Genomic DNA, 24,355 nt, shown 5'->3' on the forward strand with positions numbered 1-24,355 from the left:
TCCATTTTTCATCTTAAAGATAAGAGACACCAAAAAAGACAAACCTCCAAAAAGAAGTTTGTCTTCGGTCTGAAATTCAGCACTTAAGTGCTGAATTTTTTATCTTATTTAAACTGTTGTTGGAATTGAAATTTCAAACAATTTTTCCGTATGACTGGACTTGATCTGATCAGGAATAACAATTTCTGGGTCAATCTTACGCTTGAAAAAGAATTCACGGATTGTTTCGATTTCTTCATCTTTAATCGCACGATGACGATTAGTAATCAAGAGTTCATAATGACCAGGTGCTTTTGAAAAAATAACATCACTATTCCCAGCCGAATAGACTTCTACCAACTTAGCATCAGTATTGCGCAGTTGGTTGCGGACAAGACCGGGATGGCTGCTTGTTGTATTTATAAGTCTCATGAAAAACCTCCTTATCAGGTTTGCATATTAACATTATAGCACGATTCTTGTGAAAATAACGAGCGCTTATCGTTTTTTATGAGATTTTTTCCATTCCTCAATACCCCACTTGTGACTATCACGCTTTAATTTAACAATAGCTTGATCGACAGAAAACCAGGCCAGATTATTAAAATCTTCCAATGGTTGGTCTACCTCAGTATAGCTGGTCACTTCATAGATATAGGCAGGATTATAGAAATAGGTATCACGATGGCTGGAGTAGAAGTATTCATCAGCCTGCCCATAAAATACTCCAACTTGGGCTGTGAAACCGAGTTCTTCAAGGAGTTCGCGCGTGAGAGCCTCCATATGATTCTCGCCAGCTTCAATTTCTCCACCGGGCAGAAACCAAGCTCCATTGGGAGCCTGAACTAAAATGATTTGGGTTTGATCTTGATTAGGAATAACTGCATAAACGCCATAACGGCTGACATAGTCTTTGCTATTAATTTTTACACCGAATGTCGGATGTGTCATAATATGTCCTCAATTTTGTCTTTCTTGTCCTCTATTATACCAAACTTTCAAGATCTTGATACTAATTTTAAGAAAGAAGCAATAATAAATAGGGATAGGCACCTGCCTAGCCCTATTATCATTATTCCGCTAGGGAAGTTTCTTCTTTGGGAAGAACTTCCGATTTTTTGGCTGTCTTGATGGTGATATGCCCATTTGAAGTCATAACGGCTTTGAAATTTTTTTCATTTGGATTATCCAGATAGAAGTCTGTGATGGCATCTTCGATATATTCTTGAATGGTCCGTCGCAGAGGACGAGCTCCCATCTTAGGATCATAACCAAGGTCAACCAGTTTTTCTTTTACCTTATCTGTGACATCTAAGTGAAGTCCGTTGGTTGCTAGACGTTGATTAACATCGTCTAGCATAAGTTTTACAATGTTGAGCAGATTTTCTTTGCTAAGTGCTTGGAATTCGATAATACCGTCGAAGCGGTTCATAAATTCTGGGCTGAAGAAATTACTTAGCTCACCAAGAACAGAGTTGGTACGACCTTCACGGACTGCCCCGAAACCAACTGATGCTTCTGCCTTGCCGGTACCAGCATTTGAGGTCATAATGATAATGGTATCTTTGAAGCTGACAGTACGCCCCTGCCCATCAGTCAAGCGACCATCATCAAGAACCTGCAAGAACATGTGCATAACATCTGGATGGGCTTTTTCAACTTCATCCAAGAGGATGAGCGAATATGGATTACGGCGAACCTGCTCGGTCAACTGACCGGCTTCTTCATAGCCGACATATCCTGGAGGGGCACCAACTAGCTTAGCAACCGCGTGCTTTTCCATGTATTCAGACATGTCAAAGCGAATCATGTTATCGGCTGAACCAAAGAGCTCGATAGCTAACTGTTTGGAAAGTTCCGTTTTACCGACACCGGTAGGACCAACAAAGAGGAAGCTACCGATTGGCCGGTTAGGTGCACCGAGGCCAACACGGTTACGGCGAATGGCCTTGGCAATCTTATCAACGGCTGCATCTTGGCCGATGACATGAGCCTTGAGGTCATCGGCCAGATGGATCAGTTGTGATTGCTCCTTTTCTTTCAAATCACCGACTGGAATATTGGTTTTTTCTTCTACGATGGCTTCAATATTTTTTTCGGTAATTATAGGAATTTCTTGTTCGGTCAGTTGCTGGGACTGCATTTCCTTAAATTTAGCAATTTGATCGCGGAAATAAGCAGCTTTTTCAAAGTCTTCTTCTCGTGTTGCCTGAGCTTTGAGATTTTCAGCTTCAATCAGCCGCTTATCAATCTCTTTAGGATCCACAAAATTTAAGGTCAGATTCATCCGAGAACCAGCTTCGTCTAGTAGATCGATGGCCTTGTCAGGCAAGAATCGATCTTGAATGTAACGGTTGGAAAGAATTGCAGCGGCTTCAATAGCTTCATCAGTATATTTAACATGGTGGTAGTCCTGATATTTAGGTTGAATACCATGTAAAATAGTGATTGTTTCTTCAACAGAAGGCTCATCAACCTTAACCGGTTGCATCCGACGTTCTAAGGCGGCATCTTTTTCAATGATGCGGTATTCATTGAGCGTAGTAGCACCGACTAATTGTAGTTCGCCACGAGCGAGGGCTGGTTTTAAAATGTTACCTGCATCCATGCTGCCATCTGTTGTACCACCGGCACCGACGATTTCATGGATTTCATCAATAAAGAGAATAACATCTTGACGTTGACGAATTTCTTCCATCAATTTTTGCATGCGTTCTTCAAACTGGCCACGGATACCTGTACCTTGAACCAAGCTGACGACATCCAGACGAATGACTTGCTTGTCCTGCAATTTTTGTGGAACATTGCCGTCAACAATCTTTTGGGCTAGACCTTCAACAACAGCTGTTTTACCAACACCAGGCTCACCGATGAGGACAGGATTGTTTTTGGTTCTACGGTTCAGGATTTCAATGACTCGAACGATTTCTTGATCGCGACCGATAACAGGGTCGATATCCCCACGGCGGGCAATATCGGTGATATTGATACCGAACTCCTCTAAGAGGCCTTGTGGCTGCTGTGGAGCTTGTTGTTCGGGATTGCGACGACGATTGTTACCGCCACCATTATTACCCATATCTCCACCGTTGTGGCCGGCTTGTGTTTGGGGGGAGTTTGGGAGATCTTGATTAAAGGCTCGGAAATTATTCAAATCACCAAAGAAATCATCAAAAAATGAGTCCATTGATTGATTGGTTTGAGTATTATTGAGCAAATTTTCAGGATCTGCTTTCATAATTTGATAGCAATTTTGGCAGAGATCAATTTGTTTTTGCTGCCCATTGACATTTGTATAGAGATGTATGCTTGCATCATTTAGCTTACAATTTTGACATAACATAGGAAAACCTCCAATCTTGACTTATTGACCTATAGTCAATAAAGGTCAAAGTCTATGATGTTATTATAACACTCATACTATAGAAATCAAGTAAAAAGATTGACATTTTAGCAGAAAGAAGAAGAGAGTGCTAATAGAAGTGTTTTTTTGAATAAAATACAGATTATTCTTGACAATTTGATAAAATATTATAGAATAACTGTATAAAAATACAGGAAACAGAGGAAATTTATGGTCAAATCATTTTTAAAAGAGATAGATTTTACGAAGAAGGACTTGTTGAATTTGCTTGCTTTATCAGCTAAGTTCAAGCAATTAAAAAAGGATAAGGTAGCTCATAAATATTTAGAAGGAAAGAATATTGCCCTAATTTTTGAAAAAACGTCAACTCGTACTCGCTCTGCCTTTACTGTGGCTGGCCAAGATCTGGGGATGAATGTCACCTATCTTGGGGCGGGGGAAATACAGCTGGGTAAAAAAGAATCAATAGTAGATACAGCCAAGGTTTTAGGTAGCATGTTTGATGGTATTGAGTACCGCGGTTTTAAACAGGAAGATGTGGAAATTCTGAGCAAATACTCAGGGGTTCCGGTTTGGAACGGTTTGACGGATACTTGGCATCCTACTCAGATGATTGCTGATTTTCTTACCTTGACCGAGGTATTTGGTAGTCTGGATGATCTTAGTATTGCCTATATTGGTGACGGTCGTAATAATATGGCCAATTCGCTCTTAGTAACTTCGGCCATACTTGGGGTAAACTGCACCATCATTGCACCAAAAAGTCTGCAGCCCCAGAAAGATATTGTTGATCTAGCTCATCAGCATAATACTGGTGCTAGTTTAACCATTACCGATGATATTGCAGGCGTTAAAGGGGTCAACATGATCTATACAGATGTCTGGGTGTCTATGGGAGAAGGAGTTGACTTTAAAGAGCGCATAGATTTACTCCTACCTTATCAGATCAATCAAAATCTGATTAGTTTAACCGGCAATCCTGATGTGATTGTTATGCACTGTCTTCCAGCTTTTCATGATTTGAATACCGAAATTGGTAAAGACATTTATGAGAAATACGGTTATAGCGAATTGGAGATAACAGATGAAGTCTTCCAAAAATACAGTTCAATCATTTTTCAGGAAGCAGAGAACCGTATGCATTCTATCAAGGCCATTATGTACAATTCCTTCCAAGAGGAATAATTTAGAAAATAGAGCAATTTATGGCTTTCATCTATACCATTTTCTTACTTTATGATAAAATAAGGATGATTAAAACATTATAGGAGAAACTAACATGGAGTCACATTTGGTGAGAATCATTAACCGTCTTGAGTTAATGACAACAGACGAAGGCAATTTAAAACGCAATTTTGAGCGTGATGGAGTTGTTGTCGCTGAAGTTTCGTTTGCTAACGATCCTGAAAATGGTCCAGTGTTTACCTTGCGTGATGTTCAATCTCGTGAAACCTACACTTTTGACAGTATTGATTTGATTGCTATGGAAATTTACGATCTTCTTTACTAATAAAGACGCCGAGCTATTGCTTAGCTCGGCGTTTATTTATATGGTTTAGCTCAGTAAGCGTTTTTAACTAATTAGTTTTGTCTATGACAGTGGAATCTTTTATTATAAATTGGATTTGTATTATTATGCATTTTTTGCTATAATAAACAAGAATTATTTTAAGGAGAAAACTAGTGGATTTTTCATTTTTACCTAAATATTGGGGTTACTTTAACTATGGTGTTATTGTTACTATCATGATTTCACTCTGTGTGGTCTTTTTTGGGACAATTTTGGGAATTCTGGTAGCCCTAGCAAAACGTTCTAATATCAAGGTTTTAGATTGGTTGGTTAGACTGTACGTATGGATCTTCCGAGGAACACCTATGGTGGTTCAGATTATGATTGCCTTTTTATGGATGGATTTTACTGATGCGCCAGTCATCGGTTTTGGGACTGTTGATTTAGACTTTTCTCGTTTGCTTCCAGGAGTTATTATTCTATCTTTGAATAGTGGTGCTTATATTTCCGAAATTGTTCGCGCAGGAATTGAAGCTGTTCCCAAGGGACAGACAGAAGCCGCTTATTCTTTAGGAATCAAACCTTTTAAGACCATGCGTTATGTTGTTCTTCCACAAGCTTTCAAAAATATTTTACCAGCTCTGGGTAATGAATTTATTACAATCATCAAGGATAGTTCTCTGCTTCAAACAATTGGAATTATGGAACTCTGGAACGGTGCCCAAACGGTCTTGACAACAACTTATATTCCATTAGAACCACTCTTGTTCGCAGCGTTCTACTACCTCATGTTGACGACTATTTTAACCGGTGGTCAAAAGCTACTTGAGAATCATCTTGGGAAAGGACAAAAATAATGACAGATACAATGATTAGTATTAAAAATCTGCATAAATATTTTGGTAAAAATGAAGTTCTCAAAGGAATTGATTTAGATATTCAAAAAGGAGAAGTCGTTGCCATCATCGGTCCTTCAGGATCTGGTAAATCGACCTTCCTGCGCGCTATGAATTTGCTGGAAGTTCCCACTAAGGGGACCATCAGTTTTGAAGGTGTTGATATCACAGATAAGAAAAATGATATTTTCAAAATGCGCGAAAAGATGGGGATGGTTTTCCAACAATTCAATCTTTTTCCTAATATGACTGTTTTAGAGAATATTACCTTATCTCCCATCAAGGTCAAGGGGATGTCAAAAGCTCAGGCTGAGAAAAAGGCCTATTCGCTCCTAGAAAAAGTGGGCTTGAAAGACAAGGCTAAGACTAATCCAACTAGTCTTTCAGGTGGTCAGCAACAGCGTATCGCCATTGCTCGTGGTTTGGCTATGGATCCGGATGTTCTCTTGTTTGACGAACCTACGTCAGCTCTTGACCCTGAGATGGTTGGAGAAGTTTTGGCTGTTATTCAAGACTTAGCCAAGTCAGGGATGACCATGGTTATTGTAACGCATGAAATGGGCTTCGCTCGTGAAGTAGCTGATCGCGTCATCTTTATGGATGGTGGTGTCATCGTTGAAGAAGGTAGCCCTAAACAGGTCTTTGAAGAGACCAAGGAAGAACGGACTAAAGATTTCTTAGGAAAAGTGCTATAAAAATTTATAGCATTTATGAATTAATTAGATAGATGAAGAGAGTGGGACAAGAAGCCAAAAATTTTCGATTTTTTGGGTTTGGTCTGCTCTTCTTTTTTACATTTTACTTATGGATTGCTTTAGAGAAAAAGGAAAAAATATGACTATATTAATACTCTTATTATTTTGAGCCTAATAGGCCAGATTGTCTATTTGTCAGTTAATAGATCTGTAAAAGAAATAAGCATTATTAATAGTTTGCACAATATTATAGTTATCAACTTGCTAAAAGCACAAGATCATCTTTATTATAGAGATAAGTCAAAGAATCATTCTAATTCAGTTATCAAGGAGATATAAATATAGATATAAGAAGCCAAAACAACTTGGCTTTTTTCATGCCCAAATAACTATTTTTTGGAATGATTCCAATCTTTTAAAATCCCTAAAATTCAGGCCATTTGTGTGCTATAATGAGGGCAAGAGATTCTTAGTAACATCGATTAAAAGGAGATTGCATATTGATTTTACAAGAAGCCAAAACCAATATTCCTTATCAAATTGCTAGTATCAATTTACCAGCAGATAGTGTGCGACATCTTTCAAATCTAGGAGTGAAAATTGGAAGTCATCTTGAGGTCATTTCCAAGACAAAAATGAGCGCTATCATTCTCTTAAAATCGAATCGGCTCGCGCTGGATGCTTCTATTTTGGCTAATATTGATGTTCGTGAAAGTGGAGAAGAAGATCAGGTGCGGGCTCTTCCCTTGTCTGAGCTAGAGGTAGGAGAAGCAGCCTACATTGAGAATATTTATGCCATGAATGAAACCAAGCGTCGTTTGATGGATATGGGGCTGACACGGCATACCAAAATCTACCTAAGAAAAGTAGCTCCTTTAGGTGATCCGATTGAGATTTGTCTACGTGGTTATGAGCTGACTTTGAGAAAATCGGAAGCCCAGATGATTAGTGTTGTTAAAATGGATGACTAGAAAGGAAGCAAAATGACTGAAATAGCCCTTATTGGAAATCCCAACAGTGGAAAAACCAGTTTGTTTAATCTCCTAACTGGTACCAATCAATATGTAGGAAACTGGCCCGGCGTTACGGTTGAACGTAAGAGCGGTCAGGTAAAAAAGCTTAAAGGTGTGAGCGTTCAGGATTTGCCAGGGATTTATTCTCTGTCTCCTTATAGTCCTGAGGAAAAGATAGCGCGTGATTATTTGTTGAGTAATCAGAGTGATGCTATTTTGAATGTTGTTGATGCAACAAATCTGGAGCGCAATCTCTATCTAACGACGCAATTGATTGAAACAGGGATTCCTGTGACTCTTGCTTTGAATATGAGTGATATTCTTAAGCGTCGAGGGAAAGCAATCAGCAGTGAAAAGCTTGCCTATCAGCTAGGAGTTCCAGTTCTTGCCACTAGTGCTTTGAAAAATACCGGTGTTGATAAGGCTGTGAAGAAAGCCAGCCAAACAACCAAAGCTAGTGTTGATCAGATTCAATATCCTACTTATGATGCCAAGTTTGAAGCAGCCCTTGCTCAAATTATTGATGTTTTGGGGCAAACTGTACCAGCTGACTCTAGCCGCTTTTATGCCATTAAGCTCTTTGAACGCGATCGTTTGGTACAAGAAGAGGTAAACCTGTCTTCTTTTCAAGAAAAAGAAATTGATGAGATTATTAAGATTACAGAGGAGGTCTTTACAGAGGACTCTGAATCCATCGTCATCAATCAGCGTTATGCTTTCATTGAACGCGTCAGTCAAATGGCTCAAAGTCAAGAAGATGATTTTAAAATGACCCTGTCTGATAAAATTGATAGGGTGGTGACTAATCGTATTTTAGCCCTACCTATCTTTGCTGCAGTCATGATGATGGTTTATTACCTCTCTATCCAAACTGTAGGAACCATGGGAACGGATTGGGTCAATGATGTCCTCTTTGGTCAATATGTTCCTGATGTTGTTAGGGGGCTCTTGGAAACCTTAAAAGTAGAAGATTGGCTCCAGGCCCTGATAGTGGATGGAATCGTTGCAGGTGTAGGAACTGTCTTAGGCTTTTTACCCCAGATTTTTGTTCTCTTCATCTGTCTGGGAATTTTGGAAGATATTGGTTATATGAGCCGAATTGCCTTTGTGATGGATCGTATTTTCAGGCGTTTTGGTCTGTCTGGCAAATCATTTATTCCTATGCTGATTTCAACCGGCTGTGGGGTTCCTGGAATTATGGCCAGCCGTACTATTGAAAATGAAAGGGATCGTCGAATCACGATTATGACGACGACTTTCATGCCTTGTTCGGCTAAATTATCGATTATCGCCTTGATTGCTGGGGCTTTCTTCCCAGACAATCCCTGGATTGCTCCAAGTACCTATTTCATGGGAATGCTGGCCATCATCTTATCTGGAATTGCCCTGAAGAAAACCTGTTTTTTAGGTGGCTATACTAGTCCCTTTATCATGGAACTACCAAGCTATCATCTGCCCAAAATCAATGCCGTTTTGCGTTATGCTTTTGATAAGGCTAAGAGTTTTGTCAAGCGTGCGGGTACCATCATCTTCAGTTTGACCGTTATCATCTGGTTCATGAGTTCTTATAACTTTATGTTGCAGGCTGTTCCGACAGAAAATAGTATCTTGGCCGATCTCGGTCGGCTCTTGGCTTGGGTATTTATACCGCTTGGTTTCGGAAATTGGGAGGCGACGGTGGCGGCAATCACTGGTCTGGCTGCTAAAGAAACGGTTGTTGCGACCTTCGGAATCCTCTATCATAATCCGAATGCCACTGAAACCAGTCATTCGCTTTGGCTCAGTCTTCAGAGAGATTATACGGCCCTAGCCGCCTACTCCTTTTTGACCTTTAATCTACTCTGTGCTCCTTGTTTTGCTGCTATTGGAGCGATTAGACGTGAAATGGGCAATCTCAAATGGACCTTGCTGGCTATTGGTTTCCAAACAGGGATCGCCTATCTGGTGAGTCTGGTAATTTACCAGCTTGGTTTAGTGCTTTTCTATGGTGAGGAATTTTCGATTTGGACAGCTCTAGCTCTACTGTTGAGCGCTTTAGTCATCTACTTTATTGCGAGAAAGCCTCGTCGCATAAAAGATGAAGTTATCACCTTGGAAAATTTACCTTTAGCCCAAGGACAATAAGAGGAGGTTATAAGATGTCAACGATTATTATAGCAACTTTAATTATTTTAGCAGTGTTGATGGGAATACGGCACTATATTAAGCAGAAAGGGTCTTGTGGAGATTGCGATTGCGCTTGTCCTATTAAGGATGAAATGCAGCACGCAAAGAAGTTAGATTAAAATTTAAAGTCGTAAAAATCAACTCAGGAAGCCTTTCCTGAGCTTTTTTGATATAATAGAAGAAATAGATAATAAAAAGAGAGATGTTATGGCAGAAAAATTAATTGATGGTAAAGCTTTGGCCCAAAAAATGCAACTGCAATTAGCTGAAAAGGTCAAAAAACTGGAGATTGAGCATGGGATTGTCCCAGGCTTGGTAGTGATTCTTGTTGGCGATAATCCTGCAAGTCAGATCTACGTTCGTAATAAAGAACGCTCGGCGCTTACGGCAGGATTTAAAAGTGAGACGGTCCGTTTATCTGATTCTATCAGCGAAGAGGAGCTCTTGGAGATCATTGCCAAATATAATCAAGATCCCTCCTATCATGGAATCTTGGTTCAGCTTCCGCTACCTAGTCATATCAATGATAAACGTGTTATTTTGGCTATTGATCCACATAAGGATGTGGATGGCTTCCATCCAATGAATACTGGTCACCTCTGGTCGGGGCGTCCACTCATGGTTCCCTGCACGCCCGCTGGTATCATGGAAATATTACATGAATATGAAGTTGATTTGGAAGGGAAGAATGTCGTCATCATTGGTCGTTCAAACATTGTCGGTAAGCCCATGGCCCAATTGCTCCTAGATAAAAATGCAACGGTTACTCTGACGCATTCCCGTACGCGCCATCTTGCTAGTGTTTGTAAGCGCGCTGATATCCTGATTGTTGCTATCGGTCAGGCTAATTTTGTGACAGAGGATTTCGTTAAAGAAGGAGGAGTTGTCATTGATGTCGGTATGAATCGTGATGACAATGGTAAATTGATAGGGGATGTCAACTTTGAGCGAGTGGCTCCTCTTGCTAATCTAATCACCCCTGTTCCCGGTGGTGTTGGTCCTATGACCATTACCATGCTTTTGGAGCAAACTTATCAAGCAGCCTTAAGAAGTGTAGAATTATGATTATTGATGAGCATCTAGCGCAAAAAATTATTCAACCTCGTCCTCTTAACAGTCATAAGGGGACTTTTGGGCGTCTGCTTCTAATCGGCGGCCTTTACCCCTACGGTGGTGCCATCATCATGTCAGCTCTGGCTGCAGTCAATAGTGGTGCCGGTTTAGTTACAGTGGCTACTGATAGCTCTAACATTACTGCCCTGCATTCCCACCTACCGGAAGCCATGGCCTTTGATATGGCAGAGCGAGAGCAACTCATCCAACAAATGCAGGCTGCCGACCTCATTTTAATTGGGCCTGGGTTAGGAAAGAGCCCATTAGCGCAAGGAACGCTGGATTTACTGCTGGCTACAGCCAGCTCTAATCAGACTTTAGTCATTGACGGTTCGGCCTTGGATTTATTGTCGCAAAAATAAAGGATTTCTTGGCCGACTGCTAAGATCATTCTGACGCCCCACCAAAAAGAGTGGGAGCGATTATCGGGCCTTGCCATTTCTGAACAAAACCAAGAGCGAACTCAGGCTGCTTTGGGGAAGTTCCCTAAAGGAACGGTACTAGTTGCTAAATCCTATCAAACCAAGATTTATCAGGATAAGAAAGTCGGTCAAATTCAAGTAGGAGGTCCCTATCAGGCAACTGGTGGTATGGGAGATACCTTGGCGGGTATGGTAGCCGGTTTTGTCGCCCAATTTCATTCCCCCCTCTTTGACATTGTTGCTAGTGCCGTTTTTCTACACTCTTATATTGCAGAACGATTATCAAAAGAGACCTACGTTGTCTTACCGACGCGCATCAGCGCAGAGCTTACAAGAGTGATGAAGGAAATGAGTGAGATAGAAAGATGACTCTGGAAGAGTATAAAATTTTTCAAGTCATCATCAAAATCAGCTCTAACATATAAGCTAAACTAAGAAAAGGAAGAAAGGCCAGTGCTTTTTTTCTCCTTTTTGTTTTGAGAAAGAAAAAGATAGCTAATAGACTGCCCATTTGAAGCAGCCAGATTGTTGATCTGAAATCCAGTGTCAAGGCTAGAAGAGCTAGGTAATAAAAATCACCAGCTCCTATGCCAAATGAGAAGAGTTGGGCGAGAAGACCCAAAAGAAATAGACAGAGCGAGGGACTATTGATTGGATAAAACGGCAGCAAGACTAGCCCTGCTAAGATGACAATAATTAGCGGGTATTCATGAGATTTGAGGTCATAGAGGCTGAGTGTTAGGCTTAAGAGAAGCAGAAAAACTTGTGTCCAATTTAGTATTCCAAGCCAGCCCAGTAACAGGCTAAGACCACAGCTTGCCTCCAAGAGGCAGTAAGTTAGCGGTGTTCTTACGCCACAGAAACGGCAGGAAAAGCGATTGAAAATCTGAGAAACAATCGGAATCAAATCTCTGCTTGCTAGGATTTGCTGGCAGTGATTACAGTGACTTCGGGGCTTTATGATAGAAGCTTCTGGGAACCTATCAACCACCAAGCCGATGAAAGAGCCTAGACTAGCTCCTAAGAAAAAAATGAGTAACTTATCCATATCTTTTTATCCGAAAAACGAGTCAAATTCTTGCATTTTATACCCTATAAGACTATAATTAGTTTGTCATCAAATAAGAATCATTCTAATTAAAGATGGCTAGCAAAGGAGACTATATTATGGTAAATGTTACTGAAAATATTTATACAAGTGTTAAACAACAAGCTGATGCTCAAGCTACGGATCCTCGTGCTAAAACAAAGGCTGTCCTCAATCAAGCGGTGGCTGACTTGTCAAAAGCCTACTCTATTGTTCATCAAACACACTGGTATATGCGCGGAGCAGGTTTCTTATATCTTCATCCTAAGATGGATGAGCTTATGGATACTATTAATGCTAATCTGGATGAAATCAGTGAACGTCTCATTACTATAGGAGGAGCCCCATACTCAACCCTGAGTGAATTTGATCAAGCTTCAAAGCTTACTGAAGAAAAAGGTACCTGGTCTAAAACAATGACAGAACGCCTAGTACGTTTGGTAGAGGTCTATAAGTATTTGGATCAACTCTATCAAGTGGGTCTCGATGTTACCGATGAAGAAGGAGATGCTCCTTCAAATGACCTCTTCACCTCCGCTCAAGCAGAGGTTGAAAAAACAATCTGGATGCTCCAAGCAGAAATTGGGCAAGCACCAGGCTTATAATAGAATCGAAGGCTAGGGCTTATGTCCTAGTTTTTTTATATCGTTACCCCCACAGACTATTTTTCAGAAAGCGTTTACGAATTATCTTGAAAGCACAGGGCTTTTTTGTTACAATTCTGTTATGAAAACTCTCTACGATGTTCAACAGTTGCTCAAACGTTTTGGCATAGTCGTCTATCTCGGTAAGCGCCTCTATGATATTGAAATGATGAAGATTGAACTTGCACATCTCTATCAAAACGGCCTGCTCGAAAAAGAGGACTATTTGATGGCAGAACTGGTTTTGCGACGTGAACACCGTCTGGAGAAAGAAGTAATAGAGAAAAAGGACAGGACAGATCATGGCTAAAAAACTTTTGGGAATCGACCTTGGTGGCACAACTATTAAATTTGGAATTTTGACTCTAGATGGTCAAGTGCAGGAAAAATGGTCTATTGAAACTAATATTTTAGAAGATGGTAAGCATATTGTGCCCGATATTGTTGCCTCGCTTAAACATCGTTTGGACCTCTATCAGCTGACTAGTGAAGATTTTATTGGTATTGGTATGGGATCGCCAGGGACGGTTGACCGCGATAAGAAAACAGTGACCGGAGCTTTCAACCTTAATTGGGCTAAAACGCAAGAAGTAGGTTCAGCCATTGAAAACGAACTAGGTATCCCTTTTGCTATTGACAATGATGCCAATGTTGCTGCCTTAGGGGAAGCATGGACTGGTGCTGGTGGCAATAATCCTGATGTTGTCCTGATCACCTTGGGGACCGGCGTTGGCGGCGGTGTCATTGCTGCTGGTAATCTTATTCATGGGGTTGCTGGAGCGGCGGGTGAAATTGGTCATATTAATATTGATCCATATAATGGTTTTGAATGTACTTGTGGTAATAAAGGCTGTCTGGAAACCGTCGCTTCGGCAACCGGTATTGTACGGGTCGCTCGTCTCATGGCTGAAAGCTACGAAGGTGATTCCCTTATTAAGGCAGCTGTTGATAATGGTGAAAATATCACCAGCAAGGATATCTTTGTTGAAGCAGAAGCAGGCGATCGTTTTGCCGATTCAGTTGTTGAAAAAGTAGCCTTTTACCTTGGTCTGACAGCTGCTAATCTGGGCAACAGTCTCAATCCAGATGCCCTTGTTTTGGGTGGCGGTGTATCGGCAGCAGGTGAATTTTTGCGCAGCCGCGTGGAGAAATATTTCCTTCAATTTGCTTTTCCTACCGTTAAACCCTCAACTAAAATTAAATTGGCTGAATTGGGTAATGACGCTGGCATCATCGGTGCAGCCAGTCTTGCTCGTCAATTTCAATAGTAAGGAGTTCTAATAATCAATGTCACAAGCAAATCTTATGGGTTGGATTTTGATTGCTCTAATCATTATCGCCTTTTTAGGCTGGTTCATCTGGCAGTATCTACGGATTCGTCGCTCCGCAAAATTTATCAGTAACAGCCAATTTCAAGAGCTGATGCACAATGGACAAATCATCGATGTTCGAAGTTCAACAACCTTTCAAAGGAGCCATATTTTAGGAGCTAGGAATTTTCAGCTCCAGCAATTCAAGGACTCTCTATCAGCCCTTCGCAAAGATAAGCCCGTCCTTCTTTATGATAACTTCCGTGGTCAGTCGGTTGGGAAAGTGAGCTTGATTTTAAAAAAGGCAGGCTTTACGGAAGTCTATATTCTGGAGGGTGGTTTTGAAAATTGGGATGGAAAGACCAAGTAAAGTTCAATCTCATTTTCAAATTTTTCCAAATATAAGTCTTGCCATGACCTAGCGACTATGATATTATAGTTAGGTAGCCGCTGTAGTTAAATGGTATAATAGAGCAATGGTAATGCTCCGTTCCGAGTTCGATTCTCGGTGGTGGCAAATTTGAAAGACTTGCAGGAGCAGGTCTTTTTCTATGGGCTTTGATAGGCTATAATGGAGCATATAATGACAATTTTTATGAGCAGTATTTCAGGTATTTTGATAATTTTGGTAATGGTGCTGATAGGCTATGTCTTAGCAGAGCGGCAGTGGTTTAATGATGAAGCGGCCAGCTTAATAGCTCGACTGGTGACCCAAATCGGTCTGCCCTGCTACATGATTCAGACTATCATCAGTAAATTTTCAGCCGATGATTTGCGCAAGATGCTGCCTCAGCTTCGCTTTCCGGCCCTATCCATGTTTTTATTACTGGTGCTCGCTTTAGCTATTGGTCAACTCTTCCGAATTAAGAAGTCTCATCGTGGTCTTTTTACTTCTATGTTTTTCAATTCTAATACTGTCTTTGTAGGTCTGCCTATCAATCAAGCTCTGTTTGGCGATACTAGTATTACTTATGTGCTCATTTATTATATGTGCAATACCCTCTTTTTCTGGACTATTGGCGTTTACCTCATCCAGCGCGATGGTCGAGCAGGGCAGGATTTTGATTGGAAAACTAATCTTAAAAAACTATTTTCCCCTCCTCTTTATGGTTTCATGATCGGTATCGTCTTAGTCTTGTTGAAGATTAAGCTGCCACAATTTCTGATGACCGATTTGACCTATATCGGCAATATCACTATTCCTTTGTCCATGATTTTCATTGGTCTATCAATTTCTAAGGCAGGATTGGGTAAATTGCAGTTCGGCAAGGACAATCTTTTGATTTTACTGGGCCGCTTTATGCTGGCACCGCTTTTGATGGCCTTGATTGTCATGCCAACAACCATGCCTTTATTGATGAAACAGGTCTTTGTCATTCAGTCTGCCATGCCGGTTATGACCAATGCCCCGGTTATTGCCAGACTGTACGGGGCGGATTCGGATTACGCTGCCATCATGGTGACGGAGACAACCCTAGCAACAGTTCTAGTTGTCCCACTCTTGGTAGTTCTCTTGAACTAAATATGGTACAATGAGACAGTTACGAGAAAGGAAGGAGTAATATGACTTACGAACAAGAATTTTTACAGGAATTTGAAGAATGGATTAACAGTCAAGTCTTAGTTAATGAGGGAGCCCTCAAGGCTAGCCAGAAAGTCTGGCAGGAAGACAAGGATAAAAGCGCTAAAGAAGCAGCTATTCGCTACGAAAGTCGGCTGGATGCTTATAAATTTCTGCAAGGGAAATTTGCCAACTATCATCAACAGAAGAGTTTTCATGATTTACCTGATGGCCTGTTGGGTAAGCGAAATTATTAAAGACGGAGTCGTTTGGAAACCGCATCTCATAATTTCACTGACACTTTAATAGTTAATTTATTGAAAATCAAATAATAAGGTCAAGTTAAGCATCAGAAACTAACAAAGCTAGCCTTAAAAGTTAGTCATGTGACTGTAAAATAGATAGAACGGACGCTCTGCTTAAGTAATCTATCAAAGAAAAAATGTGTTGGTTCTATTGTCACTTGCCCTAGCTTGCTGAGCTTAAATATGGAGATACTTATTTACAAATGATAAAGAAACCTTTAGAAATCGCAATTCTATGCAATTTGGTGTTTATTTTTTGGAAAGAACTTGCTATAATGGTAAAAAAGCTTTTGGAGTGAAAAATGTCGAAACAAAAAAATCGCAAAAAAGCCTTGAAATTACAAATGAAACGCCAAGGTTTGTTAAAGTCTCAACTTAGTCAAACAACAGCAGTTCCTGCTAAAAAAGCGCCTAAAACTAGCGCACCAAAAACAGTAACTGCTCAGCTTTCACAGGAAGAATTCTCAGCTCTTAAAGAGGTCGCTGATGTTCGTGCTAACTTGGTTGAAACGCTTTACGAAGCTGGTATTCATTCAGCAGCTGATTTTGCTGCTTGGACAGAAAAAGATCTCCTTGGACTCAAGGGTATCGGTCCAGCAACTGTTAAAAAATTGCAAGAAAACGGCGTTAGCCTCAAAGGCTAAGGGGGCTGTTTGAAATCACTAGTCAGAGGAATACTGTGATAGATCTGTTACAGAAAGTGGTAGTCGCTGGGAAATCCGCACAGATGACAGTATGGGTTGCTGATCTAGTAAAATTGATAATAAAAAGTAGCGGGTGCTTAATTGTGAACAAGCTTCAGCCAGCCACTGGCTAAAGCAGTTTACTAGCCCGAACTTGGGTGGTACCGCGGAGAGATTCGTCCCTGTCTTAGTGATAGGGACTTTTTTAGTCGCAAAATAGAACCCCTAATATGATACAATCCTGAGACATCGAAAATACTATTTTATCAGCTATGAAAATCGATTGCCTATTTTTATGTCAGCGGATTTCTGCAGCTGCCAAGGACATCTTTGCTTTATGCCAGTTTGGCCGAAGTTGCTTATCCAGAAGGCTTTCCACCGGTTGAGACGGTTGAGGATGAGACCTATTATTTGGGACCTATTCTACCTAAAAGTCAGGCAGATCTGCAGCTGCCCTCTGGCTATGGCATTACCCTAAAAGGTGGGAATAAAGTAGCGGGTTCAGTTGATTTCAACCACCATCACGCAGATGATATCTTTGAAATCAGCGATACTCTGCATCCGAATTATTGAAATCAGGGGCTTATGACCGAAGCGGTAACTACCCTTGTGGAGCTGTCCTTCACGTTTCTTGACCTGCACAAGCGTTGATTATAATCAGGCTAGCTGTCGCATTGCTGAAAAGCTTGGTTTCACCCTTGAAGCAGCTATTCGCGACCGTCGCGATGCCTTGGGAAATCGCTGCTCAGACTTACGCTATGGACTTTTGAAGTCAGAATGGGAGGCTCAGCATGGACGTGGATAAGGAACAGATTCTTACAAACACGCGCCAATTTGTAAAAGAAACTCTGACTGCTGAGGCCAGCGGCCACGATTGGTGGCATATTGTGCGCGTGGCTAAAACTGCTTTAACCATTGCAAGAGAAGAAAAAGCAAACCTCTTTATCTGTGAAATGGCTGCGCTCCTGCACGATATGGCCGACAGCAAGCTCTTTGATGAAAAAAAGTCTCTGGCTGAAGTGAGGAATTTTCTCAGCCAGCAAGGATTGAGCCAGGAGCAGATTGCAGAGATTACAAGCATTATGACAGGCATTTCCTACAAGGGAGGTCACAACAGCGCTGACCTCAGTTTAGAAGGTAAGGTCGTCCAAGATGCCGACAGACTGGATGCTATCGGAGCTATCGGGATTGCGAGGACTTTTGCCTATTCTGGCAATAAAGGCAGACTGATTCATGACCCCAGCATGAAGCCGCGGGAGCACCTAACCCTAGAGGATTACCGCAAAGGCGAGGACACCGCCATCATGCACTTCTACGAAAAACTCCTCAAACTCAAAGATCTCATGAACACCGCTGAGGGCAAACGCCTAGCCCAAGGCCGCCACCGGTTCATGCAAACCTACCTCGAGTAGTTCTACGCCGAGTGGGAGAGGGAGAGGTAGGAACTCGTGCAAAATTTGCATGAGGTGAACTGTTCGGAAAAATCGAATAGTTCAGTAAAGAGGCCAGATGAATAAATGATATAATACAATTGCATATATGTTATATAAACTTGATTTATGACATGATGAAGAGAGGATGAGAAGGAAAAATAAAAATGAAGATATTTAAATTTTGTAAGAATAATAAAAAGCTTCTCTTTTCGCTGTTATTTATGTTATCTCTCCTCTTTCTGTTAAACACCCCTCCGTTATCGCCGTTATTCTATATCGATATAGTAATACTAGGAATTAGTTCAGTATTTAATATCTATATGTTTTACCCTAAAAGATTTAAGGGAGAATTCTCATTTAAAAAAACAATTTAAACTTATTGGGAAATGCTTATTTTATATTCTCAATATTATTACTTTTTCACTAGTAATTGTCTTATTATTAAATAATTTAAATTTGATATCGCAATTTCGTTCCCTAATATTATGGGTAGTGGCAGTTATCTTTTTCTATTCACTGATAGAGTTAACTAGAGTTTTACTAAGTATTAATCTTGTAGCAATAGTACTATTATTTTCTATAACAACTTTGGCAATATTATTTATGGGAGCATTTTCCATTAAACAATGGGCATTGATATCTGGAATATTAATATTGTGGAATTATATAAATTCTGAGGAATTTATTATATTTTTGAGAAATGGAAAAAAGAAAGGCGTTAAAATTCCCTATTCTCTAAAATCTAGTTGGCAATTTAACAAATTTTTAGGCTATATTTTTACTTTACTACTTTACATTTCATTAATAACAGGCTCCCTTTATTGAAGTTTGGATTACGAAAAACAAAGAGCTGAATGATTTATTTACCAAAGGTGTTATAAAAACATATGTATTCTTAGGTGTTATTATAATATCAGGATTACTTGGTATTAGTGTCTTATTAATTGCTAGATTACATAAAAAGTTTACAACAAAGAAAAATATCAATGAACTTATTAAACTTCCTAAATGGAAAAAATTTATTGCTACATATCAAGTGTTACAAAGAAAAAACAATAGAAATCAAAGGAGAACTAAAATGACACAACTTTCACCAAAATACAATCCAGCGGAAGTAGAAGCTGGTCGCTACCAGAACTGGCTTGATGAGTATGTTTTCAAGCCTTCTGGCGATAAGAAAGCTCATCCTTACTCTATCGTTATTCCACCGCCAAATGTGACGGGGAAATTGCACCTGGGACACGCCTGGGACACGACTCTTCAAGACATCATCATCCGCCAGAAGCGCATGCAGGGTTTTGATACCCTCTGGCTGCCGGGTATGGACCATGCGGGGATTGCAACACAAGCAAAAGTTGAGGCGCGTCTTGCTGAAGATGGTATCTCACGTTACGACCTTGGTCGTGAAAAATTCCTTGATAAAGTCTGGGAGTGGAAGGACGAGTATGCGGCAACCATCAAGGAACAATGGGGCAAGATGGGAATTTCTGTTGATTATTCGCGGGAACGTTTTACACTTGATAAAGGCTTGTCCAAAGCGGTCCGCAAGGTTTTTGTAGAACTCTATAAAAAGGGCTGGATCTACCGCGGTGAATTTATCATCAACTGGGATCCTAAGGCCCGCACAGCTTTGTCTGACATCGAAGTCATCCACAAGGACGTTGAAGGTGCTTTCTACCATATGAACTATATGTTGGAAGATGGCTCGTGTAGCTTAGAAGTCGCTACCACGCGTCCAGAGACCATGTTTGGGGATACGGCTGTCGCTGTCAATCCAAATGATGATCGCTACAAAGGCCTGATTGGTAAGAATGTTATCCTGCCAATCGTTAACAAACCCATTCCGATCGTAGCCGACGAACATGCGGACCCAGAATTTGGAACAGGTGTCGTTAAAATCACGCCTGCCCATGACCCCAATGACTTCTTAGTTGGTCAACGTCATAATCTTCCTCAAGTCAATGTTATGAATGATGACGGTACGATGAACGAACTTGCTGGTGAATTTGCTGGTATGGATCGTTTTGAGGCCCGCAAGGCAACGGTTGCTAAATTAGAGGAAATCGGTGCTCTTGTCAATATTGAAAAAATGACCCATTCAGTCGGTCACTCAGAACGTACAGGTGTTCCAGTTGAACCTCGCCTGTCCACCCAGTGGTTCGTCAAGATGGACGAGCTGGCTAAGAACGCCATTGCCAACCAAGACACTGATGACAAGGTAGAGTTCTATCCACCGCGTTTCAACGATACTTTCCTCCAATGGATGGAAAATGTCCACGACTGGGTAATTTCCCGTCAGCTCTGGTGGGGGCATCAAATCCCTGCTTGGTACAATGCGGATGGTGAGATGTATGTTGGAGAAGAAGCACTGGAAGGCGACGGCTGGACACAAGACGAAGATGTCCTTGATACTTGGTTTAGCTCTGCTCTCTGGCCATTTTCAACCATGGGCTGGCCAGATGAAGATGCGGCTGACTTCAAACGGTATTTCCCAACTTCAACTCTGGTAACTGGCTACGACATCATCTTCTTCTGGGTATCTCGGATGATTTTCCAATCTTTGGAATTCACTGGCCGCCGTCCCTTCCAGAATGTTCTTATCCACGGTCTCATTCGTGACGAACAAGGCCGCAAGATGTCCAAATCCCTCGGCAATGGTATTGATCCCATGGATGTTGTTGACAAATACGGTGCTGACGCTCTGCGCTGGTTCCTTTCAAACGGTTCTGCGCCGGGACAAGATGTGCGTTTCTCTTACGAAAAGATGGACGCTGCCTGGAACTTCATTAACAAGATTTGGAATATTTCTCGTTACATTCTCATGAATAATGAAGGCCTTAGCCTTGACCAAGCAGCAGCCAATGTGGACAAGGTTGTTAATAGCACAGCTGGCAACGTGACTGACCGCTGGATTCTCCACAACCTCAACGAAACCATTGCCAAAGTTACTGAAAACTTTGATAAATTTGAATTTGGTGTGGCTGGTCATATCCTTTACAACTTCATCTGGGATGAGTTTGCCGACTGGTATGTGGAATTGACCAAGGAGGTCCTCTACAGCGACAACGAAGACGAAAAAGTCGTCACCCGCTCTGTCCTCCTCTACACTTTGGACAAAATCCTGCGTCTTCTCCACCCAATCATGCCTTTCGTGACGGAAGAAATCTTCGGTCAAATCTCAGAAGGCTCTATCGTGACTGCCGCCTACCCAACCGTTAATCCTGCGTTTGAAAATACCGCTGCGCATTCTGGCGTGGAAAGTCTTAAAGACCTGATCCGCGCTGTTCGTAACGCACGTAGCGAAGTCAACGTAGCACCAAGCAAGCCTATCACTATCCTTGTTAAAACAAGCGACAGCGATTTGGAAAACTTCTTTAAGGCTAATATTAACTACATCAAACGCTTCACTAATCCAGAACATTTGGAAATCAGCTCAGCTATTGCTGCCCCAGAACTAGCTATGTCAAGCGTCATCACGGGCGCAGAAATCTTCCTACCACTGGCCGACCTGCTCAATGTCGAAGAAGAATTAGCCCGCCTCAACAAAGAACTCGCCAAATGGCAGAAAGAACTGGACATGGTCGCCAAGAAACTCAGCAACGAAAAATTCGTCGCCAACGCCAAACCAGAAATCGTCCAAAAAGAACGCGACAAACAAGCTGACTACCAAGCCAAATACGACGCGACAGTAGCAAGGATTGAAGAGATGGAGAAGTTAGAAAAATAAAATTAGCTTATTAATCCCATGTTCAAAACGAGCATGGGGTTTGATTTATGGATAATCACCTTAAATTTGGAAAAAGTTATATAATTAAACATGGATAGCGAAATGTGCAAAAAGTCAATTTCCTTAGATAACAAGTCTCTGTCGTATCTTTGTGAATATGCTTATGATTCTATGCAATTAGATTCGCTTAATATCTCAATATAAGGAGAATTAAAATGGCAGCTAATCCTTTTACATTAGGCTTTGGGAAACATCCTCATACCTTTATTTCTCGAGCATCTGAGATTCAGTCAATTATAAATGATTTTAATGAAGAAAACTCCGCCTTCTAATCCTATCTTATAACGGGTGTACGTGGATCTGGAAAGACAGTAACTATGACGACTATTGCCAATAGTTCAAGGGAGTCTGGTGACTGGATTGTTATCAATCTTAATCCTAATCGTGACTTACTTGAGAGTTTAGTTGCCAAACTTTATGATGTTCCGGAACTCCATCAGCTATTTATCAAAGCTAAGTTTAATCTTACTTTATTTGGGGTAGGTGCAGCTATTGAGAATGTATCTCTGATCAATGATATTGAGGTTGCACTGGAGAAGATGTTGACCCAAGTCAAATTATTGGGCAAAAAAGTTCTTGTCACTATAGATGAAGTAACGAAGACTGAAAATATTAAGATTTTTACCAGTAGTTTTCAGCTCTTGATACGTGAAGACTATCCTATTTTTCTCCTTATGACAGGATTATATGAAAATATTTATGAGTTGCAGAATGATGCAACGCTCACCTTTCTTTACCGTTCGCCTAGACTGGATCTAGCTCCACTGGATAAGATTTCTATCAAAAAGCGTTATCGTGAAATTTTTAATCTTACCGATGAAAAGGCAATCAATATAGCCAATCTGACTGCTGGTTATTCCTTTGCTTTCCAAACTCTAGGCTATCTCTGCTGGAAGAATCGAGACTATTTAGACAATCGTAAAGCCTTGCTTGAAGCTTATGATGAAGCCCTACAGGGCTATGTCTATCAAAAAATATGGTCCGAACTTTCAGTTCAAGATAAAAAAGTCTTGAAAGCCTTGTCTAAGCAGTCAAAAACTCGTGTAAAGGATCTTAGGGGAAGTCTCAATTTTACTCCAAGTCTCATGTCTGTATATCGTGAACGCCTCAAACGCAAAGGTCTCATCAACACATCAGAATATGGTTATATTTCCCTAACTTTGCCGCGTCTAAGCGATTCTATCTTAGAGTATGAAGGGTTGGAGTGGAGCAATAATACCATGGCATTAATTGGGATGTTTGTAGTAGAATAATTTGCATAAAAGAAAATAGCGAGGTTAAATGATATGGTTGAGTCAAAGACGAAACGATTACTTTATTTTATGTCTGAACTGGAAAAGGGAAATCAGATAAACAAGGATGCGTATCTGTCTAAGTTCAAGATTAGCGATCGGACAATGAAGGAAGATGTTAGTGAACTGAAAGCCAATTTAAAAGAATTGCGCCCTAACATGCATATCAAATTTTCACGAAAATATGCTTGCTATTATGCGTACTACGAACAAGGGTATGGAAATTTAAAGTATAATCAAGCAGTTATTCTCTCAAAAATTTTATTGGAGAGCCGAGCCTTACGAAAAGATGAAGTCTCTGAAATCATTAATATTTTTGTGGAACGTGCAGTTGATGATAAAGAACGTACAAGAATTAAGAAATTAACTCAGTTTGAACTCAATAGCTATCAGGAATTAAAGTTTTATCAAGACTCTAATCAATCTATTTTGCCGACTATTTCCGCTATTTTTGATGCGATTGTTGACCAGCGTCCACTAGCTTTTAGCTATGCAAAGCCATCTAGCAAAGTTGAAGAGTATATTGTTTTGCCGATTTCTGTTATTTTTGATAGTCATTATTTTTACTGCATTTCTTACAAATTAGATGAGAATTTTAAGAGTCAATACAAACTCCAAGAATTAAGATATTTTCGAGTGGATAGATTTAAAACCATTCACAAGTCTATTGTGAATTCCGCTTTTTCACTAACCGAAGAGGAGCAAAAACAACTTATTAAGGATGAACAAGTCCGATACCAGACTTTCTCAATGCTTTCTGATCAGAAATGGGTAAAGATTCAGTTTAAGTATACGGGTAAATTTAGGGATATATTAGAGGCGGATATTCCAAAATTGAAAATCATTAATGAGTTGGAAAATGGTATTGTCTATGAGATAGAAACATTGAGTTTATTTGGTTTTCAGAAATATATTCAACGTTTCGATGGAGATTTTATATTTCTGAAGATAAAAAGCATAAAAAAATAACTATGATTAATACAGAAAATATCATTTAAGATTCAAATAGAAGTACATATTTTATGTACTTCAGACTGAAGACAAAGCTCTTGGAATTGCATTTCTAAGAGCTTTTTGCTCTGTTTAGGAGTATAC

General features: G+C 40.4%; 22 protein-coding genes, 1 tRNA gene and 3 pseudogenes. 22 read left to right on the forward strand and 4 right to left on the reverse strand.

The window, feature by feature from the left end:
- Nucleotides 1-108: 108 nt before the first annotated feature.
- The 3 genes from ACFOSE_RS07795 to ACFOSE_RS07805 form a co-directional block, all read right to left on the reverse strand.
- Nucleotides 109-411 (reverse strand): DUF1827 family protein, encoded by a 303-nt coding sequence (locus tag ACFOSE_RS07795; protein ID WP_380432226.1) that lies wholly within the window; start codon nucleotides 409-411, stop codon nucleotides 109-111.
- A 66-nt stretch (nucleotides 412-477) separates the two neighbouring features.
- Entirely contained in the window at nucleotides 478-930 is a 453-nt protein-coding gene (locus ACFOSE_RS07800; protein WP_380432228.1) for an NUDIX hydrolase, read from the reverse strand.
- Nucleotides 931-1,051: 121 nt separating this feature from the next.
- Entirely contained in the window at nucleotides 1,052-3,322 is a 2,271-nt protein-coding gene (locus tag ACFOSE_RS07805; protein WP_380432230.1) for an ATP-dependent Clp protease ATP-binding subunit, read from the reverse strand.
- A 231-nt stretch (nucleotides 3,323-3,553) separates the two neighbouring features.
- Here ACFOSE_RS07805 and argF point away from each other — a divergent pair, with 231 nt between their 5' ends.
- The 9 genes and pseudogenes from argF to ACFOSE_RS07850 all read left to right on the forward strand — a co-directional run bounded on the left by argF (nucleotide 3,554) and on the right by ACFOSE_RS07850 (nucleotide 11,527).
- Complete coding sequence (gene argF / locus ACFOSE_RS07810) at nucleotides 3,554-4,528, forward strand: ornithine carbamoyltransferase (protein WP_380432232.1); 975 nt, start codon at nucleotides 3,554-3,556, stop codon at nucleotides 4,526-4,528.
- A gap of 94 nt (nucleotides 4,529-4,622) precedes the next feature.
- Nucleotides 4,623-4,853: a DUF1797 family protein gene (locus ACFOSE_RS07815; RefSeq protein ID WP_380432234.1), complete on the forward strand. Its 231-nt coding sequence runs from the start codon at nucleotides 4,623-4,625 to the stop codon at nucleotides 4,851-4,853.
- A 173-nt stretch (nucleotides 4,854-5,026) separates the two neighbouring features.
- Nucleotides 5,027-5,710 carry an amino acid ABC transporter permease gene (locus ACFOSE_RS07820; RefSeq protein WP_380432236.1) on the forward strand — a complete coding sequence of 228 codons (684 nt, stop codon included), beginning with the start codon at nucleotides 5,027-5,029 and terminating at the stop codon, nucleotides 5,708-5,710.
- Entirely contained in the window at nucleotides 5,710-6,444 is a 735-nt protein-coding gene (locus ACFOSE_RS07825) for an amino acid ABC transporter ATP-binding protein (RefSeq protein WP_380432238.1), read from the forward strand. Before ACFOSE_RS07820 ends, ACFOSE_RS07825 begins: the two co-directional genes overlap by 1 nt.
- 500 nt (nucleotides 6,445-6,944) lie before the next feature.
- Nucleotides 6,945-7,415 (forward strand): ferrous iron transport protein A, encoded by a 471-nt coding sequence (locus tag ACFOSE_RS07830; RefSeq protein WP_380432240.1) that lies wholly within the window; start codon nucleotides 6,945-6,947, stop codon nucleotides 7,413-7,415.
- A gap of 12 nt (nucleotides 7,416-7,427) precedes the next feature.
- Complete coding sequence (feoB, locus tag ACFOSE_RS07835) at nucleotides 7,428-9,581, forward strand: ferrous iron transport protein B (protein ID WP_380432241.1); 2,154 nt, start codon at nucleotides 7,428-7,430, stop codon at nucleotides 9,579-9,581.
- 14 nt (nucleotides 9,582-9,595) lie between these two features.
- Complete coding sequence (locus tag ACFOSE_RS07840) at nucleotides 9,596-9,742, forward strand: FeoB-associated Cys-rich membrane protein (protein WP_380432243.1); 147 nt, start codon at nucleotides 9,596-9,598, stop codon at nucleotides 9,740-9,742.
- An 88-nt stretch (nucleotides 9,743-9,830) separates the two neighbouring features.
- Entirely contained in the window at nucleotides 9,831-10,688 is an 858-nt protein-coding gene (locus tag ACFOSE_RS07845; RefSeq protein WP_380432245.1) for a bifunctional methylenetetrahydrofolate dehydrogenase/methenyltetrahydrofolate cyclohydrolase, read from the forward strand.
- Nucleotides 10,685-11,527: pseudogene (locus ACFOSE_RS07850) on the forward strand (NAD(P)H-hydrate dehydratase). The gene ACFOSE_RS07845 and the pseudogene ACFOSE_RS07850 overlap by 4 nt, the downstream one beginning before the upstream one ends.
- A gap of 22 nt (nucleotides 11,528-11,549) precedes the next feature.
- Here ACFOSE_RS07850 and ACFOSE_RS07855 read toward each other — a convergent pair.
- Complete coding sequence (locus tag ACFOSE_RS07855; RefSeq protein WP_380432247.1) at nucleotides 11,550-12,206, reverse strand: prepilin peptidase; 657 nt, start codon at nucleotides 12,204-12,206, stop codon at nucleotides 11,550-11,552.
- Nucleotides 12,207-12,325: 119 nt separating this feature from the next.
- Between ACFOSE_RS07855 and ACFOSE_RS07860 the strand changes: the two genes are divergently transcribed.
- The 13 genes and pseudogenes from ACFOSE_RS07860 to ACFOSE_RS07920 all read left to right on the forward strand — a co-directional run bounded on the left by ACFOSE_RS07860 (nucleotide 12,326) and on the right by ACFOSE_RS07920 (nucleotide 24,229).
- A complete protein-coding gene (locus ACFOSE_RS07860; RefSeq protein WP_380432249.1) occupies nucleotides 12,326-12,850 on the forward strand; it encodes a Dps family protein in 525 nt (174 codons plus the stop codon).
- Nucleotides 12,851-12,971: 121 nt separating this feature from the next.
- The gene (locus ACFOSE_RS07865; protein WP_380432250.1) at nucleotides 12,972-13,199 is read left to right on the forward strand and encodes a YqgQ family protein; all 228 of its coding nucleotides are present in this window, start codon (nucleotides 12,972-12,974) and stop codon (nucleotides 13,197-13,199) included.
- Nucleotides 13,192-14,157 carry an ROK family glucokinase gene (locus ACFOSE_RS07870; RefSeq protein WP_380432252.1) on the forward strand — a complete coding sequence of 322 codons (966 nt, stop codon included), beginning with the start codon at nucleotides 13,192-13,194 and terminating at the stop codon, nucleotides 14,155-14,157. Before ACFOSE_RS07865 ends, ACFOSE_RS07870 begins: the two co-directional genes overlap by 8 nt.
- A gap of 19 nt (nucleotides 14,158-14,176) precedes the next feature.
- Nucleotides 14,177-14,569, forward strand: a complete 393-nt coding sequence (locus tag ACFOSE_RS07875) for a rhodanese-like domain-containing protein (RefSeq protein WP_380432253.1) — start codon at nucleotides 14,177-14,179, stop codon at nucleotides 14,567-14,569.
- A gap of 76 nt (nucleotides 14,570-14,645) precedes the next feature.
- A tRNA-Thr gene (locus ACFOSE_RS07880) sits at nucleotides 14,646-14,716 on the forward strand.
- A 66-nt stretch (nucleotides 14,717-14,782) separates the two neighbouring features.
- Entirely contained in the window at nucleotides 14,783-15,721 is a 939-nt protein-coding gene (locus ACFOSE_RS07885; RefSeq protein ID WP_380432254.1) for an AEC family transporter, read from the forward strand.
- A 41-nt stretch (nucleotides 15,722-15,762) separates the two neighbouring features.
- The gene (locus tag ACFOSE_RS07890) at nucleotides 15,763-16,017 is read left to right on the forward strand and encodes a DUF1912 family protein (RefSeq protein ID WP_380432256.1); all 255 of its coding nucleotides are present in this window, start codon (nucleotides 15,763-15,765) and stop codon (nucleotides 16,015-16,017) included.
- A 350-nt stretch (nucleotides 16,018-16,367) separates the two neighbouring features.
- Nucleotides 16,368-16,709 carry a helix-hairpin-helix domain-containing protein gene (locus ACFOSE_RS07895; protein ID WP_380432258.1) on the forward strand — a complete coding sequence of 114 codons (342 nt, stop codon included), beginning with the start codon at nucleotides 16,368-16,370 and terminating at the stop codon, nucleotides 16,707-16,709.
- Nucleotides 16,710-17,020: 311 nt separating this feature from the next.
- Nucleotides 17,021-17,553 (forward strand): annotated as a pseudogene (locus ACFOSE_RS07900) (GNAT family N-acetyltransferase).
- Nucleotides 17,546-18,160 (forward strand): HD domain-containing protein, encoded by a 615-nt coding sequence (locus tag ACFOSE_RS07905; protein ID WP_380432263.1) that lies wholly within the window; start codon nucleotides 17,546-17,548, stop codon nucleotides 18,158-18,160. Before ACFOSE_RS07900 ends, ACFOSE_RS07905 begins: the two are co-directional and overlap by 8 nt.
- 1,099 nt (nucleotides 18,161-19,259) lie before the next feature.
- Nucleotides 19,260-21,908 (forward strand): valine--tRNA ligase, encoded by a 2,649-nt coding sequence (locus ACFOSE_RS07910; protein WP_380432260.1) that lies wholly within the window; start codon nucleotides 19,260-19,262, stop codon nucleotides 21,906-21,908.
- Between the two features lie 215 nt (nucleotides 21,909-22,123).
- Nucleotides 22,124-23,221: pseudogene (locus ACFOSE_RS07915) on the forward strand (ATP-binding protein).
- A gap of 33 nt (nucleotides 23,222-23,254) precedes the next feature.
- Nucleotides 23,255-24,229, forward strand: a complete 975-nt coding sequence (locus tag ACFOSE_RS07920; RefSeq protein ID WP_380432262.1) for a WYL domain-containing protein — start codon at nucleotides 23,255-23,257, stop codon at nucleotides 24,227-24,229.
- Nucleotides 24,230-24,355: the final 126 nt, after the last annotated feature.

Origin of the sequence: Streptococcus dentapri, from assembly GCF_042649885.1 — a bacterium.
In the GTDB taxonomy this organism is placed as follows: domain Bacteria; phylum Bacillota; class Bacilli; order Lactobacillales; family Streptococcaceae; genus Streptococcus; species Streptococcus dentapri.

Coding starts and splice junctions, on each gene's coding strand:
- argF (WP_380432232.1), top strand. CDS start 3,554: ATGGTCAAATCATTTTTAAAAGAGATAGATTTTACGAAGAAGGACTTG.
- ACFOSE_RS07845 (WP_380432245.1), top strand. CDS start 9,831: ATGGCAGAAAAATTAATTGATGGTAAAGCTTTGGCCCAAAAAATGCAA.
- ACFOSE_RS07870 (WP_380432252.1), top strand. CDS start 13,192: ATGGCTAAAAAACTTTTGGGAATCGACCTTGGTGGCACAACTATTAAA.
- ACFOSE_RS07805 (WP_380432230.1), bottom strand. CDS start 3,322: ATGTTATGTCAAAATTGTAAGCTAAATGATGCAAGCATACATCTCTAT.
- ACFOSE_RS07795 (WP_380432226.1), bottom strand. CDS start 411: ATGAGACTTATAAATACAACAAGCAGCCATCCCGGTCTTGTCCGCAAC.
- feoB (WP_380432241.1), top strand. CDS start 7,428: ATGACTGAAATAGCCCTTATTGGAAATCCCAACAGTGGAAAAACCAGT.
- ACFOSE_RS07825 (WP_380432238.1), top strand. CDS start 5,710: ATGACAGATACAATGATTAGTATTAAAAATCTGCATAAATATTTTGGT.
- ACFOSE_RS07895 (WP_380432258.1), top strand. CDS start 16,368: ATGTCGAAACAAAAAAATCGCAAAAAAGCCTTGAAATTACAAATGAAA.
- ACFOSE_RS07890 (WP_380432256.1), top strand. CDS start 15,763: ATGACTTACGAACAAGAATTTTTACAGGAATTTGAAGAATGGATTAAC.
- ACFOSE_RS07800 (WP_380432228.1), bottom strand. CDS start 930: ATGACACATCCGACATTCGGTGTAAAAATTAATAGCAAAGACTATGTC.
- ACFOSE_RS07860 (WP_380432249.1), top strand. CDS start 12,326: ATGGTAAATGTTACTGAAAATATTTATACAAGTGTTAAACAACAAGCT.
- ACFOSE_RS07840 (WP_380432243.1), top strand. CDS start 9,596: ATGTCAACGATTATTATAGCAACTTTAATTATTTTAGCAGTGTTGATG.
- ACFOSE_RS07875 (WP_380432253.1), top strand. CDS start 14,177: ATGTCACAAGCAAATCTTATGGGTTGGATTTTGATTGCTCTAATCATT.
- ACFOSE_RS07855 (WP_380432247.1), bottom strand. CDS start 12,206: ATGGATAAGTTACTCATTTTTTTCTTAGGAGCTAGTCTAGGCTCTTTC.
- ACFOSE_RS07920 (WP_380432262.1), top strand. CDS start 23,255: ATGGTTGAGTCAAAGACGAAACGATTACTTTATTTTATGTCTGAACTG.
- ACFOSE_RS07910 (WP_380432260.1), top strand. CDS start 19,260: ATGACACAACTTTCACCAAAATACAATCCAGCGGAAGTAGAAGCTGGT.
- ACFOSE_RS07885 (WP_380432254.1), top strand. CDS start 14,783: ATGACAATTTTTATGAGCAGTATTTCAGGTATTTTGATAATTTTGGTA.
- ACFOSE_RS07815 (WP_380432234.1), top strand. CDS start 4,623: ATGGAGTCACATTTGGTGAGAATCATTAACCGTCTTGAGTTAATGACA.
- ACFOSE_RS07865 (WP_380432250.1), top strand. CDS start 12,972: ATGAAAACTCTCTACGATGTTCAACAGTTGCTCAAACGTTTTGGCATA.